This is a genomic window from Sporosarcina sp. FSL K6-2383 (assembly GCF_038618305.1).
Classification (GTDB): domain Bacteria; phylum Bacillota; class Bacilli; order Bacillales_A; family Planococcaceae; genus Sporosarcina.
This window is the reverse complement of the sequence record NZ_CP152017.1, coordinates 3,613,201-3,635,736: the sequence shown is the minus strand read 5'-3', so window position 1 is coordinate 3,635,736 and position 22,536 is coordinate 3,613,201. Positions and strand designations below refer to the sequence as shown.

General features: G+C 38.7%; 20 protein-coding genes. 17 read left to right on the top strand and 3 right to left on the bottom strand.

Annotated features, from left to right (window positions below):
• Window positions 1–58: 58 nt before the first annotated feature.
• Window positions 59–820, bottom strand: a complete 762-nt coding sequence (locus tag MKZ10_RS18325) for a DeoR/GlpR family DNA-binding transcription regulator (RefSeq protein WP_342506629.1) — start codon at window positions 818–820, stop codon at window positions 59–61.
• A gap of 317 nt (window positions 821–1,137) precedes the next feature.
• On the opposite strand from MKZ10_RS18325, the gene ugpC reads away from it, so the two are divergent.
• From ugpC to MKZ10_RS18285, 8 genes are all read left to right on the top strand, one after another.
• A complete protein-coding gene (gene ugpC, locus MKZ10_RS18320) occupies window positions 1,138–2,217 on the top strand; it encodes a sn-glycerol-3-phosphate ABC transporter ATP-binding protein UgpC (protein ID WP_342506627.1) in 1,080 nt (359 codons plus the stop codon).
• A complete protein-coding gene (locus tag MKZ10_RS18315; RefSeq protein WP_342506625.1) occupies window positions 2,217–3,089 on the top strand; it encodes a sugar ABC transporter permease in 873 nt (290 codons plus the stop codon). The genes ugpC and MKZ10_RS18315 overlap by 1 nt, the downstream gene beginning before the upstream one ends.
• A 19-nt stretch (window positions 3,090–3,108) precedes the next feature.
• Entirely contained in the window at window positions 3,109–3,948 is an 840-nt protein-coding gene (locus MKZ10_RS18310) for a carbohydrate ABC transporter permease (RefSeq protein WP_342506624.1), read from the top strand.
• Window positions 3,949–3,971: 23 nt separating this feature from the next.
• On the top strand, window positions 3,972–5,276 hold the full coding sequence (locus MKZ10_RS18305; RefSeq protein ID WP_342506621.1) for an ABC transporter substrate-binding protein: 1,305 nt from the start codon (window positions 3,972–3,974) through the stop codon (window positions 5,274–5,276).
• A gap of 18 nt (window positions 5,277–5,294) precedes the next feature.
• Entirely contained in the window at window positions 5,295–6,737 is a 1,443-nt protein-coding gene (locus MKZ10_RS18300; protein ID WP_342506619.1) for a CehA/McbA family metallohydrolase, read from the top strand.
• Window positions 6,730–7,440, top strand: coding sequence for an HAD family hydrolase (locus MKZ10_RS18295; RefSeq protein WP_342506617.1), 711 nt, complete (start codon window positions 6,730–6,732; stop codon window positions 7,438–7,440). Before MKZ10_RS18300 ends, MKZ10_RS18295 begins: the two co-directional genes overlap by 8 nt.
• Window positions 7,441–7,795: 355 nt before the next feature.
• On the top strand, window positions 7,796–8,110 hold the full coding sequence (locus MKZ10_RS18290; RefSeq protein ID WP_342506615.1) for an SMR family transporter: 315 nt from the start codon (window positions 7,796–7,798) through the stop codon (window positions 8,108–8,110).
• Between the two features lie 7 nt (window positions 8,111–8,117).
• Window positions 8,118–8,468, top strand: a complete 351-nt coding sequence (locus MKZ10_RS18285; RefSeq protein WP_342506613.1) for a multidrug efflux SMR transporter — start codon at window positions 8,118–8,120, stop codon at window positions 8,466–8,468.
• Window positions 8,469–8,634: 166 nt separating this feature from the next.
• Here MKZ10_RS18285 and MKZ10_RS18280 read toward each other — a convergent pair whose 3' ends face one another.
• Entirely contained in the window at window positions 8,635–9,567 is a 933-nt protein-coding gene (locus MKZ10_RS18280; RefSeq protein ID WP_342506611.1) for a response regulator, read from the bottom strand.
• Between the two features lie 4 nt (window positions 9,568–9,571).
• A complete protein-coding gene (locus MKZ10_RS18275) occupies window positions 9,572–10,801 on the bottom strand; it encodes a sensor histidine kinase (RefSeq protein ID WP_342506609.1) in 1,230 nt (409 codons plus the stop codon).
• Window positions 10,802–11,077: 276 nt separating this feature from the next.
• Between MKZ10_RS18275 and MKZ10_RS18270 the strand changes: the two genes are divergently transcribed.
• The 9 genes from MKZ10_RS18270 (at window position 11,078) to MKZ10_RS18230 (ending at window position 22,424) form a co-directional block, all read left to right on the top strand.
• Window positions 11,078–11,869, top strand: a complete 792-nt coding sequence (locus MKZ10_RS18270) for a transporter substrate-binding domain-containing protein (RefSeq protein ID WP_342506606.1) — start codon at window positions 11,078–11,080, stop codon at window positions 11,867–11,869.
• Window positions 11,870–12,012: 143 nt separating this feature from the next.
• Window positions 12,013–12,657 (top strand): amino acid ABC transporter permease, encoded by a 645-nt coding sequence (locus MKZ10_RS18265; protein ID WP_342506604.1) that lies wholly within the window; start codon window positions 12,013–12,015, stop codon window positions 12,655–12,657.
• On the top strand, window positions 12,654–13,382 hold the full coding sequence (locus tag MKZ10_RS18260; RefSeq protein ID WP_342506602.1) for an amino acid ABC transporter ATP-binding protein: 729 nt from the start codon (window positions 12,654–12,656) through the stop codon (window positions 13,380–13,382). The genes MKZ10_RS18265 and MKZ10_RS18260 overlap by 4 nt, the downstream gene beginning before the upstream one ends.
• Before the next feature lie 945 nt (window positions 13,383–14,327).
• On the top strand, window positions 14,328–15,434 hold the full coding sequence (locus MKZ10_RS18255; RefSeq protein WP_342506600.1) for a sugar-binding protein: 1,107 nt from the start codon (window positions 14,328–14,330) through the stop codon (window positions 15,432–15,434).
• A 90-nt stretch (window positions 15,435–15,524) separates the two neighbouring features.
• Window positions 15,525–17,045 carry a sugar ABC transporter ATP-binding protein gene (locus MKZ10_RS18250; RefSeq protein WP_342506598.1) on the top strand — a complete coding sequence of 507 codons (1,521 nt, stop codon included), beginning with the start codon at window positions 15,525–15,527 and terminating at the stop codon, window positions 17,043–17,045.
• Between the two features lie 11 nt (window positions 17,046–17,056).
• On the top strand, window positions 17,057–18,232 hold the full coding sequence (locus tag MKZ10_RS18245) for a sugar ABC transporter permease (protein ID WP_342506596.1): 1,176 nt from the start codon (window positions 17,057–17,059) through the stop codon (window positions 18,230–18,232).
• Window positions 18,233–18,455: 223 nt separating this feature from the next.
• Complete coding sequence (locus tag MKZ10_RS18240; protein WP_342506594.1) at window positions 18,456–19,433, top strand: substrate-binding domain-containing protein; 978 nt, start codon at window positions 18,456–18,458, stop codon at window positions 19,431–19,433.
• A complete protein-coding gene (locus MKZ10_RS18235; protein WP_342506592.1) occupies window positions 19,433–20,902 on the top strand; it encodes a histidine kinase in 1,470 nt (489 codons plus the stop codon). Before MKZ10_RS18240 ends, MKZ10_RS18235 begins: the two co-directional genes overlap by 1 nt.
• Window positions 20,877–22,424, top strand: a complete 1,548-nt coding sequence (locus MKZ10_RS18230; RefSeq protein WP_342510276.1) for a response regulator — start codon at window positions 20,877–20,879, stop codon at window positions 22,422–22,424. Before MKZ10_RS18235 ends, MKZ10_RS18230 begins: the two co-directional genes overlap by 26 nt.
• Window positions 22,425–22,536: the final 112 nt, after the last annotated feature.

Here is a 22,536-nt window from a genome sequence, read left to right as displayed (position 1 = left end):
TTTTTCGTGATTTTATCTAAGATATGCATGAATTATTTGCCACGCTGGACTTGACAATTTAGCTAAAAATATTAATATCATGTTTCTCGTATTTATCAAGCAGTTGTTGGCTAATATTGGAGTCTGTAATAATACCATCCACACTTTGTAAGTTCCCGATATTCAACATAGCAATGGAATCAAATTTCGTATGATCAGCTACAACAAATACTTTATTGGCATTTCGAAGCATAGCCATTTTTACCTCATATTCGCCATACCCATAATCTGTTAATCCTTTTTCTAACGATAGTCCACTAACGCTCATAAAAAAAATATCAATATTAAACTTTTTAATATAGGTAACACAGGAATCGCCTACTATACATAGCTCTGAATTTCTAATTTTACCGCTAGGGAAATAAATACTAAAGTTAGGATTTTCACTTAAAATGGTTGCGATAATAATTGAGTTTGTAATAACGGATAATGAATTAAAACTATGTACGAGTTCTTTCGCAATTTCTGTATTTGTTGTACTGACATCTAAAGATACAAAACTTCCTTCTTTGACAAATTGAGTTGCATGCTTCGCAATCATCTTTTTCTCTGCAATGTTAATAGATTCTCGTACTGTGAAATTCGTTTCTTGTATATTATTATTCTTTAAAACAGCTCCGCCGTGGACACGTTCAATTTCTCCTAGCTGTTCTAGATATTCTAGATCTCTTCGAATTGTCTCCTGTGTAACATTTAACAAACCGCTTAATGACACCACTTTCACAGATTTATACTTAGTTAAATAAGTCATTATATAGTTATAACGATCATTTTTTAACATATAATCCCTCAATTCTTAGAAGATAGATCCGCCTATTGGAAAAGGAAATAGTAGGATGCTGTTACCTATAACTATAAACAACTTTCAAAAAAATAAAAGGTTAAGAAATAGAATGACATATTCTTTTCAAAACACATTAAAGTGTTTCGAAAGGATAGCCGAAGGGGTTTCGTGGAATATATAGTGTCGAAATAACACAACAATTTACATTAGTTTTACACTATTCTTTATTTATATTTACAATTGTTGTGTATTGTTTGATTTGAGAGGATTATCAAAGAAAATCAAATTAAAGCAAAAGAAGGTGCAGGAAAATAGTGAAAAAAATTTCGATGAGAAATATCAGTAAACAATATGACAACAGTCAAGAAATGATCCTTGAAAATTTCAACCTGGATATCTTTGAGAAAGAATTCATAGTCTTAGTCGGTCCATCAGGTTGTGGAAAATCAACAACTTTACGCATGATTGCTGGTTTGGAAGGCATCACAGCTGGAGAGCTTTCGATAAATGGACAGATCATGAATGATGTCCCTCCCAAAAATCGAGGCATCGCAATGGTATTTCAAAACTATGCACTTTTCCCGCACTTAAATGTATTTGATAATATTGCATTCGGATTGAAAATTAGAAAAGAAAATAAAAAGGTCATAAAAGAACGTGTAGAGGAAACTGCACAGAAGTTAGGACTCACCGCCTATTTAAAACGTAAGCCGAAAGATTTATCTGGAGGACAGCGTCAGCGTGTTGCATTAGGTAGGGCAATCGTGCGTAATACTGATATCTTTTTAATGGATGAGCCGCTATCAAATTTAGACGCCAAGCTTCGTATTCAAATGCGTGAAGAGATTATTCAATTACATAACCAGCTGGGAACAACGACTGTCTATGTGACACATGATCAAACCGAGGCAATGACAATGGCATCCCGTATTGTTGTGTTAAAAGATGGTGAGATCCAGCAAGTCGGTACACCAGATGAAATTTATATGCATCCCGCTAATATGTTTGTGGCGAGTTTTATTGGTTCGCCGACCATTAACTTTTTAACGGTGAATGCAACTAAAACTGAACTCAAAATCGATAATGAGAAAATTATTGATTTACTGTTAGAAAAAGAGAGTCTTGGTGAAGTAATAGCGGGGATTCGACCAGAGGATATCGAGGTGACAGATGATCCCACTGCTATTAAATTGACCATTCATCGTGTTGAAATGATGGGGGCAGATAAATTTGTATACGGAGAAATATATGGTCAAAAGCTAACCGTCCGTGTGCAGAACGAATTAACTATTCAAGAGCAGCATTTGCTGATTAAATTCAGCCCACATAAAGTACATCTGTTTGATAAAAAAACGGGGAAATCGATCATTAAAGATATGGTGGTGGCTTACTAGTGGAGTTAATAAGACGTTATGGATTATTACTGTTTTTTGTAGGCATTCCGCTAATTCCATTGCTCGCATTTTGGTTTATCCCAATGTTTGTATCCCTTTGGTTGAGTACGACGGATTGGGATTATATTAGTCCAGAATATAGCCACGTTATGCTAGAGAACTATCAAACGATACTAACAAGTGATAATTTCTATGCAGCACTAAAAAATACTGCTTTTTTCAGTGTGATGACAGTTATACCGACGATTATCTTTGGTCTATTATTTGCTAGTTTGTTGAAAAATGTTATGAAGGGCTCCACGTTACTGAAATCTTTACTCTTCTCACCGTGGATTACACCGATGGTTGCCATGTCGATTGTTTGGACATGGATTTTTCAACCGGATGTCGGCTTGTTAAACCAGCTATTGGGTTTACTCCATTTACCACAGCCATCATGGCTAACAGATTCTGATACTGCCATGTGGTCAATTATTATCGTATCTATTTGGAAAAATGCGGGCTGGGCAATGATTTTCTATGCAGATGCATTATCAAAAATTCCTGGTGAATTATATGAGGTAGGGGATATTGAAGGGACATCTTGGTGGCAAAATAGTCGATTCATTACAATCCCATTAGTTTCGCCTACTACTTTGTTTTTAATTATTATCTCTCTAATTGATGCCATTCAGGCCTACGATCAAATACAGGTTATGACGCAGGGAGGGCCAGCCGGTAGTACGCGGACGCTATTATATTTATACTACCAGATGGCATTTGAGCAGTTTAATATGGGGCAGGCTACAGCGCTGTCAACGCTAATCGTGTTATTAACGGGTGTACTTGCTTTTCTCTTATTCTACACATCGAAAAAATGGGTCCATTATTAAGGGAAGGGGGACGTAGAAAATGCATGAAATGCTTCACACATCCAAATCTTTTTTTCGCTACACCTTCCTAATAATTCTTAGTCTGATCATGGTATTCCCGCTTATTTGGATGATGTTAAGTTCTCTAAAAACTACAGAAGAAATATTTTCAGTACCCTTAACACTTTTTCCGGAAACGCTGCAATGGAGTAACTTTGCAGGCGCACTAGAGCTAGCGCCATTTTGGCTATATATGTTCAATAGTGCTATTACTTCGGTTTGTATTGTTGTCCTTCAAGTGATTCTATCGAGCATGATTGCTTATGCACTGACACAGCTAAAGTTTAGAGGGAAATCACTGTTATTCAATTCGATACTAATTACGTATATGCTACCGGCCGCAGCTACTTATGTACCGAGTTATATATTGCTCTCCAAAATGGGGTTACTAGATTCTTTGACCGGTATTGTGATATCCAACGTTGCAAGTGTCTTTACTATTTTCTTGCTGCGTCAAGCCTTTCTACAAGTACCAAAGGAAATGATTGAAGCTGCTCGATCCGAAGGTGCTAATGATTTTACTGTTTTGCTGAAGGTTATGATTCCGATGTGTAAATCGACTATTTTTATTGCGAGCTTAATTAGCTTTGTGTCGATGTATAACAATTATTTATGGCCTTCTTTAATTGTTAAAAGCCAGGAAAAGTATTTGATTACAGTTGGACTTAACCGATTTTTCACGAATGTAGGATCATTTGCCGATACTTGGCCTTTAATCATGGCGGCGAATGTGTTAACTGTTGTACCTCTTTTACTATTGTTTGTTTTGTTAAATAAGTGGTTTATTAAAGGGATTAGTGACAATGGCTTAAAAGGATAAATAAAAAATGAGGAGTGGTTGAAATGAAGAAGAATCTTTTATTTGTGTTTATCGTGTCGGCAATGATGATATTAGCAGCGTGTACAAGTGAAGCAGGCGAAAGTAGTACGGGCACAGAATCTACAGGTCCCGTTACAATTGAGTTTTGGTATGGTCTTGGTAGTGAAGCGGATATAAAAATGAAAGAAATTATCAAAGGTTTCAATGATTCGCAGGATGAAGTAATTGTTGAAGCGATTCCTCAGGCAAGCTATTCCGAAACTTACCAGAAGTTGCAAGCGGCGATTGCTGCGAAGGACGCACCGGGTTTATTCATCACAGAATCTAGTTCACTTGTAGATTTAGCGAGTAAATCGGCTTTAGCACCATTAAATAAGTATGCAGGTGAAGATAGTATCTACGATAAAGAGGATTTCCTAGATGTATTTATTGACGCAGCCTATGTTGGCGACGAATTATATGCATTACCAGCTTACGGGACAACGCAAGTCATGTATTTCCGAAAAGACATTTATGAGCAAGCAGGAATTGATCCGAAAGAAGCCTTTTCATCTTGGGAAAATGTAGCTGAAACGTCTAAAATGCTACAGGAACAAGGTGTAGTGGAATACGGTCATTTGCCGATGTGGGGGAGCGGAAACTTAATCGATATTGCACTAAGTAATGGTGGAGAAACAATCAGTGAAGATGGTCAGGAAGTATTAATCGATAGCAAGGCTTGGATGGATTCTTGGGAATTTATGCGTAAGCAAATTCACGATGACAAAACGATGAAAGTCAATTCTGGTGGACAGGGCTGGGAATACTGGTATAAAACAATCGATGAAGTATTGGCTGGGAAAGCAGCTGGATACACGGGTTCATCAGGAGATAAAGGGGATCTTGACTTCACAGTTATTGACTCGATTCCACAACCAGGTTTGAATGGTAATGCAGCAGCTCCTATTGTAGGTGCATTGTTTATGGCTGTGCCAGCCATTAATAGTGATGAAGAAATTGCAGCTGCCTATAAATTTATGAGTTATTTCTCAAGTGCAGAGGTGAATGTGGAGTGGGCGGAGCATATCGGCTATATTCCGGTGCGTGAATCTGCAATGGAAGTGCCAGAATATGCAGCATTCATCGAAGCAAATCCTTATGCAGGAATTCCATATAAACAAGCATTGACGGGTTCACCAGATTTTGTAGATCCAACTGGTGGGAAAATTTTCGATGCCATCTCTATTGCGGCAGATAAAGTAGAATTGCAAAATGTTTCCGTAGAGGAAGCGTTGAAAGAAGCGAAAAAGGTAGCGCAGGAAGCATTGGACAACCACAATAATCAATAAATCAGATGAGGTGAGTGCATGATTCAAGATACGGTCAAAATAGAGCTGCTGGATGATTCCAGCGCAAAGATACTGAATAAGAAGTTTACAATGGATGTTGCAGAACATGTCCAATCGATTAGTTTGCAACTCCACCATACTCAAAGTATTTGGGGTACTTATTTGGTATATGATTCGATCGGACAATTACGCGCGCAATATTTAACAGGGAAAACACCGCAGCCAGTCATGATTCATGAACAACCAAAGGACACAAGTCCATATACAATCGGAGGCTCCATTGCAGCGGGAACATGGACAATTGACTTCATTGCTGTAGTGAAGCAACAAGAAGAGATGGGAAAACCATTTTTAGAAGTACAATTTAATGGTGAAAGCAACGCCCATTCGGAAGATGAGTTATATTGGAATCAATTAGATGAAGGTACTCTTTTACTAGCTACTACTAGCTCTGAGCAAGTGATAAAGCCTGAAACAAGATGGTATAAGGGCGACCTTCATACGCACACAATCTATTCAGATGGACAAATGACAAGAGAAGAGAATATGGTAAGTGCAAAAAATCGGCAATTGGATTTTTTTGTGGCAACCGATCATAATATTGTGCCAACCTCTTGGGTAAATGATTCGTCCATACTGGTATTGCCCGGGATAGAAGTGACAGCGCCACTCGGTCATTTCAATATAGTAAATACGAATACATCTCCTTTTGTTAAAAATCGACTAGAAGATATGTTAACTGAGCAAGGCATGAACAAAATTATTAACGGTCATTATGGAAATGCGCTTATTTCGATTAACCACCCATTCTTAACCGAATGGAAATGGCTGTTGAAAGATACACCGTTGCATAAAGTGGACACGCTTGAAATTTGGAATGATCCGACCTATGCGGATAACCCACAGGCAACGGAATGGGCATTGACTGCTTGGGATATCTTATTAAAGGATGGTCATAAAATTACTGGAGTGGGTGGATCGGACTCCCACTTGAAACCGGATGAAAGATATGAGGGGAGTGAAGAAGCTTCTCTCATCGGAGACCCGGGAACATTTGTTTATTGTGAAGGGCTGTCGATTCATAATCTTATGAAGGCCTTGAAAAAAGGACATGTTTTCGTTTCAAGAGGTGAACAGATCAATTTCCAACTTGACAGATTCATAGCTGGCGACCAATGCAATCTACGAACAGGTAAAATAGAAGCCAAAGTTCAGTCGCATGAGCCTGTTGAAATCGAGTGGATTGTCGATGGTAGAATGGTATCGAAAGAGTCAGGCAATCAGTCTAGCTTCGGATTTGATTGGGACGAAAATACTTATCATTATATTCGAGTAAATGTCAGAAAAGAGGATGGCACACTTTATGGCTTTACAAATCCCATTTATTTTAATGATAAGCGTCCATCGCTTCATACATGGGGGCAGCTGCTAGAGCTTATGAAGGTATATGTAAATGATTAAGGGTATTTTGTTTGATAAAGACGGTACATTAATCGAATTTAATAGTTTATGGATTGATTCAACTTACGAATTTTTAAAGAATATTACGGAAATCTACAATCAAGAAAGTAAACTTGAAGAACTAGCATTCAAGGTTGGACTTGAAGGGAAAACGGTTCGTGAAGACAGTGCACTTGCTGGAAAAACATCAGCAGATTTAGCCCGAATTATTAGCAATACATTAGCAGTAGATTTTGACTGGATTTTAAAAGAACTGAATGATTTTTACTATCGGAAAATTAAAGAGAACCCTGAGAAAATCAAACCTGTTTGTGACTTGACGGAGTTATTTGCACAGTTAAAATCAAGTGGTCTAAAGATTGGGATTGTGACAGCTGATAATTACGATGTTACACAGTACATATTGGAGGTTCTTCAGCTGTTGGAATACGTGGATTTTATCGCGACAGCTGATCTGTACGAGCGAAAGCCGAATGTAGAAGCATTGCAGGTGTTTTGTAACCAATATGACATCGAATTAGATGAAGTGATCCATGTCGGTGATACTTCTATCGATATGGAGTTCTCTAAGCATTGTTTATATGGTGTCGGTGTGTTAACAGGTATCGGCTCTGCATCGCTACTATCAACCTATACGCCGTATGTGTTAAATAACGTTGCGGAATTAGTTAATCAAGATGGGAAAGTAACCTTCCCGGCGTAAGAAAAATGAGGCTGTTGAACCTGACTGGGTTTAGCAGCTTTCATTTTCAATCAATCATGCCTCGGCGTGATTGCGTCCAGATTTTGAATTGCGCTTGAGAGCTACAGGATGTAGGTCATGCAACCGTTGCCGCAGGACGCGGCGGTCTTAGGTTGCCTTCCTTAACTCCCTTCAAAATCTGTGACATCCGCCGGAGGCTTAACTTAATTCAGCTGGGGTTTGGAACCCCCACTGAATTGCAGGCATTTTAGTATTCACCCTGCCACTTATAGGAGTAGAGGACTTCTGTAGCTGACGCTTCGCTTTCAGTACAAATACATTTGCTGAATTAAGTTAAGATAGTGAGGAATTGTCTATGTATGGTATCTTTTTCATTTTTTTAATAGCAATCATTTTTGAAGTAATGGGGACAACGCTTTTAAATCCGGCATTGCATATGGGTAAAGGTAAACGAATGGTGGGTATTGGTATATTTTTTACGCTTTCATTTTATTTATTGGCAACTGTCATGAAAACCCTTCCGATAGGTATTGTTTATGCGACTTGGAGCGGTGTGGGGACAGTCTTCGTCATTCTCATTGGAATGGTGTTGTTTAAAGAAAAACTGTCAAAGAAAAAGGGAATCGGCTTAGCAATGACAGTCGCGGGTCTTACGATGATCAATTTATGATGTGTAGGTGAAGAAGGTGACAGGTACCTATTTTTTATGGATAGCAATTGCCTTAGAAGTAATGGGGGCGATGATGCTAAAATTATCAAACGGCTTTCAGAACTTCTTGCCGACCTTATTTATCTTTGTTTTCTACGCAAGTTCGTATTATGTTTTTAGCAAAGCATTGAAAACAATAAGTTTATCAATAGGGTATGCTATTTGGTCGGGGGCAGGCATTTTTTTAATTACACTTATAGGTGCATTCTATTGGGAAGAGTCGATAAAATGGAATACCATGTTTGGCATGATTTTGATTGTTGGAGGAATAGGTTTATTAAATAGTCATGATAAAGAGAAGTATTTGTCAGAAGCCTGATGCCAACGGTAAAAGACTTTACAAATTATATGGCAAGGACAAGCATATGCCTAAAGGTCTCAGCTATGCGCGACGGCATTAGGTCATTAAAATTAAAGGTTGGAAAAGAAGCCTCTTCGCAGTTAATTAGCTGCAAAGAGGCTTCTTTCGACTATATCCTTTGTGTTCAATTATTCCCTTTTAAGCGCTTTGCTTCAAAAAATAACACTTGAATAAACTTCTTTGTATTGACCCGAGTGGGAGTATGGGGAGTGGGTGACTCATTCTCTAATTCTCTCATTTTTTGTCGAACTACTGTGAAATCGAAAAAACTAGATGCGTAATTTTCAAATTTAGGATTTCCATAGTCTGTTAAGCCCAAAGACGCTAAGTGGTTGAGTGAGTTAGTAATCACTCTACGGAGTCGTTGTTCGGAAGCTTTTATTTCTCGATTTATTTCTACTTGTGTGGCTGATGGTCCTAGTTTTTTCTTTGAAATTTCTAGGATTAGATCCTTTAAAGAAGGGAAATCTTGTTCAACGTTTTTATTGCGCCTTAAGGCGAATAAGTAATGTAGAATATCAATCAAATCTCTTGAGCCGTTATCTCCCAAAATGCCTAGCTCTGCTAATAGGAATTCACCAATTTTTGTTATACTTTCTTCAGGGAAATGGGGAGCTGTCGCCGGTGGAGGGTCTTTTATATGGAACAGATTTCCGATGGATGCCTTGATGTCATGTATTGAATTTTCCAATTGGATACGTTCGATGACCTTCTGAATAACGGTAACGATTTCTATCCGATTGATGGGCTTTATAATGTAATAATCGACCCCAAGCGAATAGGCTTCACCGATTAACTCTTTTGTTTCTACTTGGGAAATCATAATGAATTTTCCTTTAAAATCGTTTAGCAAATGTCGAATGGTTTCAATTCCATCCCGATTGGGCATGAGTAAGTCAATAAAAAGAATATCCACTTTCTGCATGTTCAAATAAGAACTTTCTAGCTGATCACCATCCGCTGCCTCCCCAACGATTTCACCTAAGTTCTCGTCCTCGATAATTTGAGTTAATATCGATCGAATGGCGATATCATCATCCACTATAAAAAAGCGCATTACATCACCCTTTCTGTATCAACTGATTCATAGGAATTTTTATAGAGAAAGTAACACCGTTTGCTTCATTGGTAAAAAAGATTTCCCCACCAAGATTCGTAACAGCTTCCTCCACATAAGATAAGCCAATCCCCGTAGATGGATTCCCCAAAGCATCATACCGAGATGTAAAACCGGGTTGGAATATAGCGTGGGCATACTTTTCGGGTATTGTAGAGCCACTATTAAAAACATGAAATTCTGCTACTCCACCAGATTCACTAAATATCAAATCAATCTTCCCGTTCTCTTCAATTGCTTCTACTGCATTTGCGACTAAGTTGTTAAGTAGCGATAATACGGTGTAAACATGATAATCGGGATGGATACCTTCAATTGAATAAGTGATTTTAATATTTTTTTTTAGCAAAAATATATACTTTTCATTTATACGAACAATTAGTTGAATGAGCTCCGTCACATCAATATAATCTTTAAAGCTTTCTTTGGAAATTAATTTTGAAAGACCAGCAAAAATCCGTTGATTATCTTTTTTGATTTCATGTATTTCACCTGCAAGACGTAGGGCTCTTAGGCTGGCCTCTTTATTGTCTACTAATAAATCACGGTATAACGTATAGGATTCTACTGTCACAGTTTCTGCATTTTTTAATGTCTTCTTTAAATAGACAGCCTCTTCATGTAAATTTGAAATAAGCAATAGCATATGCTCGTTTTTTTCCCGTATTTGCTTTTCCCTAGAGTCTGCTTCATAGAGCTTCAACATATTGAAAAAACTGATGACAATAAAACTATGTGCAAATGCAGCTAGATTCATTTCATTCAAATCGGAAAGTGTAATCGTTGTGTTTAAAATAAAGTATTGTGCGAGCAGCTCTGCGGCATCTGATAATAATTCGACGATATAGCCTATGAGCCCGATCGTTAAAGATGATTTGCGAAATCGCTTGGTATTAATGAATTGAAACAAACAAGCATAGGTGAAATAAAAGAAAAAGGTTGGAACATGTTGCTGAAATGAATAGATCATATTTGTTTCATTCAAAAAGACAAAATCCAGGAGCACACGGAAGAGTACTAAAGCCGATGCAGTCAAGAAGCCTGGAAGGGCAGGCGGGACTTTTTTTAGTAATAGTAAAAGAAAGAAGATTGCGGGGGCTCCGAAACTTACCCGAAATGTATCATTTAAAGGATAAAATTTTACTTCACCAGCAAGGGGAACGATTATGATCATCAGTATAATAATATAAATATCCTTCTTTAGTAATAAATTAAACCGTAAGATGTTCCCACTTCCCTTTATGTCTGCTTTTTAGATGTTTGAAAATTAGTATACAGTTCCTAGTTCATTTAAACAATGTCCGATTTTAAATATTTAGGTTATTCCGTATACTATTGTAGGTTTACGTCTAATTTCGTAGTTACTAGTATACAATAAAAAACAAGTTATGAAAGCGCTTAATAACTTGGGATGGTAGTAATGTTTACAATAGAAAAAGGGGGAATTTGTATGAAGAGGTTTGGAATATATACAATGTTCGTAGCAATTTTGTTATTGGTCGCAGCATGTGGTGCTGATAAAGGGGATAGTTCGTCAGAGGGGACAGACAAAAGTTCGGGGGATGGTAATAAAGCCTATATCGTTGGGATAGATACAACGTATCCACCTTTCGAATTTGAGGTGGATGGAGAATATACGGGAATCGATATTGATCTTATTACCGCAATTGCAAAAAATCAAGGGATTGAAATTGAATTTGATGCAATGGACTTTGGGGGAATCATTCCAGCTATGCAAGCAAATCAGTTAGATATCGCAATTGCAGGAATGAGTATTACTGACGAGCGTAAAGAAGTTGTAGATTTCTCAGATCCATATTTTGATGCTGGTCTTACATTAGTTGTTGATGCAAAAACAACAGATATTGCATCTATTGAAGATTTAAAAGGGAAGACAATTGTAGCAAAGAATGGAACGACTGGAGCAAAATTCGCGCAAGAACATGAAGCTGAATATGGCTACACACTTGTATTGTTCGATGACAGTCCTGCAATGTTCCAAGAAGTTTCAAACGGAAATGCTGTTGCATTAATTGAAGACTATCCTGTCATTGCTTATGCAATTTCTCAAAACAATCTTGAACTTCAAATAATCGGCGACCGTTTAAATGGAGATCAGTATGGAATTGCTGTCCTTAAAGGGCAAAATAGTGATGTATTGCAAAAAATTAATGATGGACTAAAAGATCTTCGTGATAGCGGAGAATATGACAAGATCCTTTCAAAATATCTTGCTGAGTAAGTCGTATTGCATGGTGAAGTGAATAATTTGGATATTTGATAACGGAGGCGCCTTCAGGGGCAGCCTCCGTAAAATATCAAGCGACCTAAATGATAGCTTGATATGTTTGTTTGGAAATTTGGCATTCTCGAGGGAGTGAGTAAATGGATACGATTATTGCGGCTTTGCCCTACTTAATGCAGGGGCTAAAAGTTACGTTGTACATCTTTTTCTTTTCAATTATTTTTGGTTTTTTAATCGGGTTAGTTGTTGCACTGATACGTCTTACGCCATTTAAAATTTTGAACTGGATTGCGAAGGCTTTTGTTGATATCATTCGGGGAACACCGTTTATTGTTCAATTATTTTTCATTTACTTCGGGATGAATTCACTTGAATTTATTTCGTTAGATCGAACAGTGGCCGGAATTTTAACCGTTTCGCTAAATGCTGGAGCCTATTTCTCGGAGATTATTCGTACAGGAATCCAATCGATTGATAAAGGGCAGACGGAAGCATCGAGATCACTTGGTCTTTCGCAAGCGTATACGATGCGTGCCGTTATTTTGCCACAAGCATTTAGAAGAATGCTACCAACAATTACGAACCAAACGATTATTAGTTTTAAAGATACTTCTCTCCTTTCTATCATTGGGATTGCCGATATTGTGCAAAAAGGTAAAGTTCAAGCGAGTGCTACTTTTCAACACTTTGAGATTTGGTTAACGGTTGGGGTTATCTACTTTATTGCTATTTATCTATTGTCGTTACTCTCCAGCTTTGTTGAAAGGAGATTTGAACTAAGATGACTTTAATTCAAGTGAGAAATTTAAAGAAGTCCTTTGGTCAACTTGAAGTATTGAAAGATATTAATGTAGAAATCAAAGAGCGTGAAGTTGTTTGTGTAATTGGACCTTCTGGTTCTGGAAAAAGTACGTTTCTTCGCTGTTTAAATCGTTTAGAGGATATATCGGGCGGCCATGTTGTCATTGATGGCCAAGATATCACGGATACAAAGCTTGATATTAATAAAATTAGAGAAAATGTTGGGATGGTGTTCCAACAATTTAATCTGTTTCCGCATATGAGCGCCTTACAAAATGTTATGCTTGCGCCAATGAAGCTTCGTAAAAGTGACAAGGGCGAAATTGAGAAGAAAGCACTGGAGCTACTTCGAAAAGTAGGTCTGTCTGATAAAGCACATGTATACCCTGGAGAATTATCAGGAGGTCAAAAGCAACGTGTCGCAATTGCACGATCGTTAGCGATGGATCCAAATATTATGCTGTTTGATGAACCGACATCAGCACTTGATCCTGAAGTAGTTGGTGATGTTCTGGAGGTTATGAAGCAACTTGCACTTGAAGGAATGACGATGGTTGTCGTCACACATGAGATGGGGTTTGCACGTGAAGTAGGGGACCGTGTTATTTTCATGGATGGGGGCTATATCGTAGAGGAAAATGTTCCAGAGGAATTGTTCGGCAACCCTCAGGAGGCTAGAACTCAATCATTCTTAAGCAAAGTGTTGTAATGTTTCAAAGCAAAAGCAGTTAATTCATCAAATCATATACTTATTCACAATGTGCGTGCCTGAAGATACTATTTCAGGCACGCTATTTATGTTGTCACGGCTATTGATTAATCAAAAACAACTTAATCCATACGAGGCACTCTATGTATAATTCCCTTTGGTTCGCTTTAGCTTGAACGACTACTCTATAATAACCGTGCTATTTTCAAGTATAGGGATGCGACTTCGTCGCATCCCTATACTTTTTTCGGTAATCGTATTGTGGTCGTTCATCCGTCGCTCTTCAAAAAGGCAGATGCATGAAGTACTAATGCTTTTGTAGACGAGGGAATAAAGGACTACTTAACTGGAGAGGGCCGCCAAAGATACAATTTTGGCGGCTGAGGCTTTCACCATGGTCTGTTCCATTTTTATTTTAGGAAGTGTCATTTTTTATAAAACTTGCTACAAGTAGAGTAGGAGCAACTTGTACATAGCGACAGAGTGCCCGAAATTTCATCTTCGGGCACTTACATTCGCTCTAGAAATTTATCAATTCTTTTCTTTCCAAGTAACTGCATTTTTCACTTGAATGTTGTAGGTGCGCGACAGGCGAGTATTCGCAATAAGATAACCGAAAAAATATGTTTAGAAATGACGGAGTCATTTCTAAACATACTTGTCATACGGTAATAGTATCGTGAATAGTTCGCCGAAAGCGAACCGAAAATGGCCTAGTGAAAATATAAATTTTCAAACCTTTGCGTGTCGGTGATTAATGCAATAAATAGTTAATCACTAGGTATGCTGTTTATTATTCATTCATGAATATGCTTAATGAAGGTGTCGTGTTAAAAAAGTACTGTAAATGTTAAAAGAATACCATTGATAGCGCTTTCTTCTCGAATATTCAGAGTCTATGATGTAATTGTAGTTAATTTTAGACAAAGGGAGAGGGATAAACAAATGTTCAAGAAGTTCAAGGGGTTCATGTTATTAGCGATTTTGATGGTGTTCGCAGTAGTAGCTGCTGCATGTAACAACGGCAGTAGTAACTCAATTGACGTGGGAATTGTATTGCCAACAAAGGATGAGCCACGATGGGTACAAGATGAGCAACGCTTCAAGGATGCGTTAGCAGATTCTGATTATTCAACAGAAATTCTATTTAGCCAAGGATCTTCAGCGAAAGAGAAAGAAAATGTAGAGGCATTACTAAATAAAGGCATTAAAGTATTGATCATCACGCCTCATGATGGCGCAGCAGCTGCATCGGCAGTAGAAGCAGCGAAAAAAGAAGGCGTAACAGTCATCGCATATGACCGTCTAATCACAGATACAGATGCAGTCGATTATTATGTAACTTTTGATAGTTTAGCAGTAGGTGCTGCACAAGCACAGTATTTAGTAGACAATGCACAGGGTTCTGATGTTCCACTATACCTATATGCAGGGGGTTCTTTTGACAACAATGCGTTCCTATTCTTTGAAGGAGCATGGCAAGTACTTCAACCCAAAATTGCGGATGGTACATTTAAAATTGCTAACTCAAGTGAAGCAGAAGCGTTAAAAGATTCAGCTGATCTCTCACGGGAGCAGTTAGGGAAAATTATTGGGCAAGTTACAACAAACTGGGATGCAAATGAAGCGAAAAACAAAGCACAAACTCACTTAACAGCAGCAAGCGACGACCAAAAAGGTGATGTTGCTATTCTAGCACCGAATGATGGAACAGCTCGTTCTATCGCAGACGTATTTGCCTCTGATAGTGCGATTTCAAACTACTTTGTAACAGGGCAAGATGCAGAGAAAGCATCAATCCAATACATCATTGATGAAAAACAATCGATGACAGTGTTCAAAGACGTTCGTACATTAGTAAAAGATGCAATGGGGATGGCTGTTGAAGTACTAGATGGCAATACACCAGAAACAACAGGTTCTTATGATAATGGTTCGATTGAAGTGAAAGCGAAACAAACGGACGTTATCGTAGTGGATAAAAACAATGTGAAAGCTGAGTTAGTCGATTCTGAATACTACGAAGCAAGCGACTTCACAGGGTTAGAGTAAAAGTACTGCATTGGAAAGGGAAAAATAGTGATAGGTTTTTCTATCACTATTTCTCCATTTCTATTTTGTTTGGGTTAGGGAGGCGATGAAATGAGCGAATACATTTTAGAGATGAATGATATATCGAAAGAGTTCCCAGGAGTCAAAGCCCTATCGAACGTGAATTTCAAAGTGAAAAAAGGAGAGATTCATTGTTTGGTCGGCGAGAACGGCGCGGGGAAATCGACATTGATGAAGGTATTGAGCGGCGTCTATCCACATGGCACATACGATGGAGATATCGTGTTTGAAGACCAAGTTCAACAGTTCCGTGAGATTAACGATAGTGTAAAAACGGGTATTGGCATCATTTATCAAGAGCTAGCACTTTTTCCTGATTTGACAGTCTATGAAAATATATTTGCCGGCAATGAAGTGAAGAAAGGGCCTTTCGTTGATTGGAACCAAACGATTGTCCAAGCTACACAACTACTAAAAAAGGTAAAGCTAGATGTGACACCGGAAACATTGATCAAGGAATTAGGTGTAGGAAAACAACAACTCGTTGAAATTGCCAAAGCATTAAGTAAAGATGTCAATCTGCTTATTTTAGATGAGCCAACAGCAGCACTGAATGAGGATGATAGTGAAAATTTATTAGAGCTCCTGAAGGAACTGAAAAACCAAGGGATTAGCTGCATCATGATTTCACATAAGCTGAAGGAAGTCATTCACATAGCGGACAAGGTAACTGTTTTACGTGATGGAAAGACGATTTGCACGCTGGATGCTAGTAAAGGAGAAGTGTCGGAAAATGTCATCATCAAAAACATGGTGGGACGTGAAATTGAAGACATTTACCCGAAACATCCAGATAAGATAATCGGAGACACTGTTCTTGAGCTGACTAATTGGTCGGCCTATGACGTGCAATTAGGAAGAAACGTCGTGAAAGATGTCAACCTTCAAGTGAAAAAAGGCGAGATTATTGGCATTGCTGGTCTTATGGGATCTGGTCGTACAGAACTTGCGCTGAGTATCTTTGGAAATCCGAAAAACTATAAGTTGCAAGGAGATTTGGAGATTCACGGGGCGCCTGCAGTGTTGAAACATACGAGTGAAGCCATAAAGGCGGGTATTGCCTATGTAACAGAGGACCGAAAAGGCGACGGACTGTTTTTATTACAGGATATTAAAAGCAATGTCTCAGCCGCGCATCTGAAGGGAATCTCGAAAAAGGGGATTCTTAATTTAAACGAAGAAGTGAAGGTTGGTTCAGAATATAAAGATTCGTTATATATTAAAGCAAGCTCACTGGAGCAAGAAGTCGGCAATCTGAGTGGCGGAAACCAACAAAAAGTATCGCTTGGTAAATGGTTGTTTACTGGACCTAAGATCTTGATTTTAGATGAACCAACACGTGGAATTGATGTTGGGGCAAAGTTCGAAATTTATACGATTATGAATCAATTGATTGATGAAGGCATGAGTATCATTATGATTTCTTCTGAACTTGGTGAAGTATTAGGGATGAGTGATCGTATTTATGTGATGGCAAACGGTGCCATTAAGGGAGAACTAGACAAGACAAATGCGACACAGGAAACAATTATGGAACTTGCGACGCAATAAGGAGGATAATGATGGGATTTTTTAAAGAAGGGAAAGCGCTCGTCAAGGCCAATATTCGAGATTACGGGATGTATATTGCGTTAGTTGTTATTTTGATAACGTTTACGATTATGACGAACGGTTTGTTTATGTCCTCTCGCAATATTAGTAACTTGTTAGATTCTGCTGGTTATATTGCAGTTTTGGCAGTTGGGATGACGCTTGTCATAGTCATTCGTCATATTGACTTATCGGTGGGTTTTTTAGCAGGATTTTTAGGTGCGATTACAGCCATTTTCTTGATGCAAATGGGTCTGTCGGTATGGATTGCGATTCCATTGATTTTAATTTTAGGTGCCGCTATTGGTTTGCTTAACGGGGTATTGGTTGCGAAGATTGGAATTCCATCATTCGTTGCTACGTTGGCAGGAATGCTAATATTCCGTGGTGCACTGCTTCAAGTTACGGAGAAAACGGGAACAATTATTGTAAGAGATGATCAATTTAATGCGATAGGGAATGGATTTATTCCATCCATTATGCAAATTAATGGCTTGCATCTATTGACGTTATTAGTAGGATTGGTTGGAATCCTTTTCTTTATTTATAATGAAATTGCCAATCGACGCAACAAATTGACATATGGCTTCGACGTGATGTCTAAGAAATTATTTAGCGTAAAGATTGCTATGATCGCAGCAGTTATTGCTTATATCACTTGGATTTTAGCTGGGTATAATGGGTTGTCATGGACTGTTATGATTATCATAGCAGTTGTCATCATCTACCACTTCTTAACGACTAAAACAGTGCTTGGTCGTCATATTTACGCAGTTGGTAGTAATCCAGAGGCGGCGCATTTAAGCGGAATCAATGTTCAAAAGATTACATACATCGTGTTTGGCTCGATGGGGATGCTCGCAGCATTATCTGGAATACTGTTTACGTCACGCCTTCAGTCGGCAACGACAACAGCTGGAACTCTTTTTGAACTCGATGCGATTGCAGCAGCGTACGTCGGTGGGGTTTCTTCTGCAGGTGGTGTTGGTAAAGTAACAGGTGCGATTATTGGAGCCATCGTAATGGCTTCGTTATCAAGCGGTATGAACTTGCTAGGCGTAGGAATATCTTATCAGTATATGATTCGCGGAGGGGTTTTAGCTGGGGCAGTCATCTTTGACGTGATGACGCGCAAGCAAAGAGCCTAAAGAGAATAGTAGAATAACTAGGCACCCTATAATTAGGGTGCCTAGTTATTTATCTGAATTCAGATAAAGCCTCCGGCGGATGTCACGGATTTTTTTAGGGAGACTTTTCGAGCGAGCTCGAAAAAATCCGGACGCAATCACGCCAAGGCATGATTGATTGCACTTTGTCAATTTTTCGACAGGTGGTAAGATGAAAGTAAAAGGATTAGAGAGGGGGAGGCATATGCGGAAGAAAGTTGTGCTTATACTTGTTGTACTCATTGTTGTTTTTACCTATATGACGGTACTGTCAGCTGTTAAGGCATTCCGTTCAACGAGTGAAATGCCTGCTAACCTCTCCTCGGCACCGGCAACTATTCGTCTTGTACTCATTACGCAAGAGCTGGACACCCCTTTTTGGAATTTAGTGGGACAAGGGGCTATTCAGCAAGCAAAAGAAGAAAATGTTCAGCTTGAAGTATGGGGAAGTTATGGCAATAACAAAGATGCTTTTTTGAAGAAGATGGAGGTTGCCATTCATTCGAAGGTAGACGGCATTATCGTGCAGGGACTCGATAATGAGGAATTCAAAGAGCTCACAAAGGTGAAGGCAGCTTTTTATGGAATACCTGTCATTACCGTAGCAAATGACGTACCTGTAGAAGAAAGTTTGCGCAAAACATATATTGGTTCAGACCAGTATTTAGCAGGGGAAATAGTAGCCAGTCAATTGATAGACGAAATGGGGACATCAGGTGAAGTCGTTATTCTTGGTGATCAACAACAAGCCCATTATCAAAAAGAGCGTTTGGATGGTATTCAAGATATATTAGGTAAGTTTCCAAATATCAGTATGATTGTGAAGGAGACAGCTGATACAAAGGAACAAGTAATTGCTACGATGCAAAGGGTGATGAATGAAGTCCCTAGTGCCACCGCCTTTATCACAATCAATGCAAATTATACAGGTCCGATGATTCAAGAAATTGAGAGACGCACGCAAGTGAAACCTTATTATATTTACACGTTTGATGATGGAGTGGAGTCAACTACCCTCCTAGCGCAAGGCAAACTCGATGGGGTTTTAGGGCAGAAGCCGGAAAAGATGGGTAGTGAGAGTGTAAAAAGAATGATGGAATGGATATCAGGCAAGACTGTTCCACTTGATTCAAACGGTTATCTCACCGAAACGCGAATGATTGAAGCGAAAGGTGAAGAGTGATGACAACGACAACGATTCAAAAAAAGATTTGGATGTTAGTAACGATGATGCTCCTGATCATGGGGATTATTTGGTTGACGCTGACACATTATAATCAGAAAACACAAGAGCAATCGAATACAATTTTACAGCGCTATTTGCGGATGAATGAAGTGACAACAGCTAGTCAACAAATCATTACGCATTTAAATAATTACTTAGTCAATCCAACAGACCAACATCAGCAGAAAATCGAGAAGAGCATAGTTATTTTGGAAGAAGTGCAGCAGGATGTAGCGGAGCTACGGAACGCTGAAAATACATTTTCAGTAACGAATTATATTCATTTGATAGATAGTCTTATTGAGACGACGAACCGTTCCATTCTCTTTTCAGAGGAGCGAGAAGTGGAAGGGGCGACCAATCAATTCAATGAGGCAAATCGTATTTCTTTGTACATATCAGAAATGACCTTGACGATTTTAGACCGCGAATTAAAGTCTTCAAATCGATTTTACAGAGATATTATTCAGCAGTCAGAGGAGTTGAAAAAGCTTGGTATTTGGTTGCTACTACTGATGACTGCTGTGTTATTATTAGCCACTTACTGGTTTTCACTCAGTATTACACGTCCGATTCATCGACTGACGAAGGCGGCTAATGAATTGTCTAAAGGGCGCTTTACACAACAAATTGAAGTGAAGTCGAACGATGAAATTGCCTTTTTGGCAAAAACATTTGATAAGATGCGGATAAATATTAATGATTTAATAGTAGAAATCCAACAAAAGGCGTTGCTTGAGCATGAGCTTCAGCAAAGTAAGTTATTGTTGAAGGAGAGCCAATTTAAAAGCTTACAAAGCCAAATAAATCCACACTTTTTATTTAACACATTGAACACTTTATCGAAAAAGGCTTATTTGGATGGTGCAGAGGAAACGAGTGATCTTATCGTCAGTGTAGCGGGTTTACTGCGTTATAACTTGAAGCGAATTGACCGCTCCGTGACGCTATTTGAAGAAGTGGTCGTATTGAATCAGTATATGGACATTCAAAAAGCGCGTTTTAGAGATCGTTTGCAATTTAAGATGGACATTGATGAGTCGTGCCTACAAGTGAAAATTCCTGGTTTAACACTTCAGCCGATTATTGAGAACGCAGTCATCCATGCGATTGAGCCAGAGGAGAATGGCGGTACTATTTGGTTTACTATTAAAAGGGATGTCGCTGGTGTCATTATAGAAATCGAGGACAGTGGACAAGGAATGACGCAAGAGAAGACCGAGCAGTTATTGCTAGGGAATGTTGTCCCAACAGAAGGGCATTCCACGGGTATAGGCTTTCAAAATGTCGTAAAAAGATTGTATTTGTTTTACGGACAAGAGAATATCGTTACGATTGATAGTAGAGAAGGGCGAGGGACAAGGGTAGTCATACAAATTCCAACGGTAAGGGAGGAAAATGATGATGAAACTTCTTATAGTGGATGATGAACCGACTGAGCTAGAAGGGATGCAAGTGATATTACAAAAGGCATTCCCTGAACTGACGATTTACCAAGGGAAGAATGGCAAAATGGCGATTGAATTGGCCGATATCGTTCAACCAGATTTGGTTTTAATGGATATAATGATGCCTGGTATGACGGGACTTGAAGCCATTGAAAAAATTCAGGTGAGTCATCCGACGACCAAATTTGTCATGGTGACGGCATTTGATATGTTTGATTATGCGAGACAGGCTATTAAGCTGGGTGTAAAAGATTATCTGTTGAAGCCTAGTAAAGCAAGTGAAATTGTAGCGACAGTAGGAAAATTATTAGAGCAATGTCAGCAGGAACGTGAGATAGAGGCCATCAGTCAGGTACAACAGAAAAAGTGGCAAAAGACGTTGGCATTAGTAGAAACAGATATTGTGACACAGTTATTATTTGACCATGTACATGAAGTGCATATTGATATGCTCGTCGAGATGTTAGCAATTCGTTCTACTTACGAAAAATTTGTTATGGTCATATTACTACCAGAAAAAGCAGAGCGTTATTATGTGCCGATTAAAGAAAAGGTACGTGAATTGGGAGATGCGTGGGTAGGTGCATTGTATGGGCGGCAACTTCCTATTATTGTTTTCCGAGACCAAACGAAGTCCTTCCGCTCGCAGGCAATTGCATTGGCCAATTCGATTATATGGTTGGATAAAGAGAAAGTGGGCTCAGATTGGTTTATAGGAATAGGTCAAGTATATGAGTCATTGGACGAAATTCGTCAGTCCTATCAAGAGGCACTAATTGCCACAATGGATACAACGTTGGCTGTTAAAAGCCGGTTTTATTCTGATGTTCCAGCTCTTAGTTTAGAAACGGACAATCAGTTGATTAAACAACAACAGAAAGATTTCTTTGACCAAATACGCTTAGGGGACTGGGTGTCTCTTCGATCTGGCGTATTGGATTTAATTCGTCAGTATGAGAATGCAGGGAATTCACTAGTGTATACGCAGCAGCGAGTACTCGAGTTGTTGTGGGTTGCGCATCGGGTGATGGATGAGATGGGGATTACAACAGAAACTTCATTTTTCTCCTTTCAAGTACAGGATTATCGTCAATTATGTACAGAGACGCTTCTATTGATTGAGCGAATGAATGCAAGTTACGAAACACACTATGATCGGTTAGAAGCTGATAAAATCCATCAAATAAAACACTATATTAGTGAGCATTCACATCAGGATATTTCACTAGATGTTCTTGCGCAGAGGGTCAATTTAAGTCCAATTTATATCAGCAAAATGTTCAAGGAAAAGTTAGGCATTAACTATATCGATTTTTTGACGGAGTGCCGAATTGAAAAAGCGAAGAAGTTGATGCATGATCCAGAGCTAAGTTTAAAGGAGATTACGTTTGAAATTGGTTATAATGAGCCGAATTATTTCAGTAAGGTGTTTAAGAAAATGTGCGGAGTATCCCCAAAGGAATACCGGAAAACGTTAGTGAGTAAAAAAGTTGAAGTTTGACTTGATTCAGCAGAAGTCCCCCATTTTTATAAGTGGCGGGATGAATGGCGAAAAAGCATTTCAATTCAGTAGGGGTTCAAACCCCCTGCTGATTCAAGTTAAGCCTCCGGCG

Bases quoted from the DNA above. Each gene is read 5' to 3' on its own strand.
- MKZ10_RS18305 (WP_342506621.1), top strand. From the start codon at position 3,972: ATGAAGAAGAATCTTTTATTTGTGTTTATCGTGTCGGCAATGATGATA.
- MKZ10_RS18240 (WP_342506594.1), top strand. From the start codon at position 18,456: ATGCGGAAGAAAGTTGTGCTTATACTTGTTGTACTCATTGTTGTTTTT.
- MKZ10_RS18260 (WP_342506602.1), top strand. From the start codon at position 12,654: ATGACTTTAATTCAAGTGAGAAATTTAAAGAAGTCCTTTGGTCAACTT.
- MKZ10_RS18325 (WP_342506629.1), bottom strand. From the start codon at position 820: ATGTTAAAAAATGATCGTTATAACTATATAATGACTTATTTAACTAAG.
- MKZ10_RS18255 (WP_342506600.1), top strand. From the start codon at position 14,328: ATGTTCAAGAAGTTCAAGGGGTTCATGTTATTAGCGATTTTGATGGTG.
- MKZ10_RS18265 (WP_342506604.1), top strand. From the start codon at position 12,013: ATGGATACGATTATTGCGGCTTTGCCCTACTTAATGCAGGGGCTAAAA.
- MKZ10_RS18280 (WP_342506611.1), bottom strand. From the start codon at position 9,567: ATGCGCTTTTTTATAGTGGATGATGATATCGCCATTCGATCGATATTA.
- MKZ10_RS18235 (WP_342506592.1), top strand. From the start codon at position 19,433: ATGACAACGACAACGATTCAAAAAAAGATTTGGATGTTAGTAACGATG.
- MKZ10_RS18275 (WP_342506609.1), bottom strand. From the start codon at position 10,801: ATGATCATAATCGTTCCCCTTGCTGGTGAAGTAAAATTTTATCCTTTA.
- MKZ10_RS18295 (WP_342506617.1), top strand. From the start codon at position 6,730: ATGATTAAGGGTATTTTGTTTGATAAAGACGGTACATTAATCGAATTT.
- MKZ10_RS18250 (WP_342506598.1), top strand. From the start codon at position 15,525: ATGAGCGAATACATTTTAGAGATGAATGATATATCGAAAGAGTTCCCA.
- MKZ10_RS18290 (WP_342506615.1), top strand. From the start codon at position 7,796: ATGTATGGTATCTTTTTCATTTTTTTAATAGCAATCATTTTTGAAGTA.
- MKZ10_RS18230 (WP_342510276.1), top strand. From the start codon at position 20,877: ATGATGAAACTTCTTATAGTGGATGATGAACCGACTGAGCTAGAAGGG.
- MKZ10_RS18245 (WP_342506596.1), top strand. From the start codon at position 17,057: ATGGGATTTTTTAAAGAAGGGAAAGCGCTCGTCAAGGCCAATATTCGA.
- MKZ10_RS18300 (WP_342506619.1), top strand. From the start codon at position 5,295: ATGATTCAAGATACGGTCAAAATAGAGCTGCTGGATGATTCCAGCGCA.
- MKZ10_RS18310 (WP_342506624.1), top strand. From the start codon at position 3,109: ATGCATGAAATGCTTCACACATCCAAATCTTTTTTTCGCTACACCTTC.
- MKZ10_RS18270 (WP_342506606.1), top strand. From the start codon at position 11,078: ATGAAGAGGTTTGGAATATATACAATGTTCGTAGCAATTTTGTTATTG.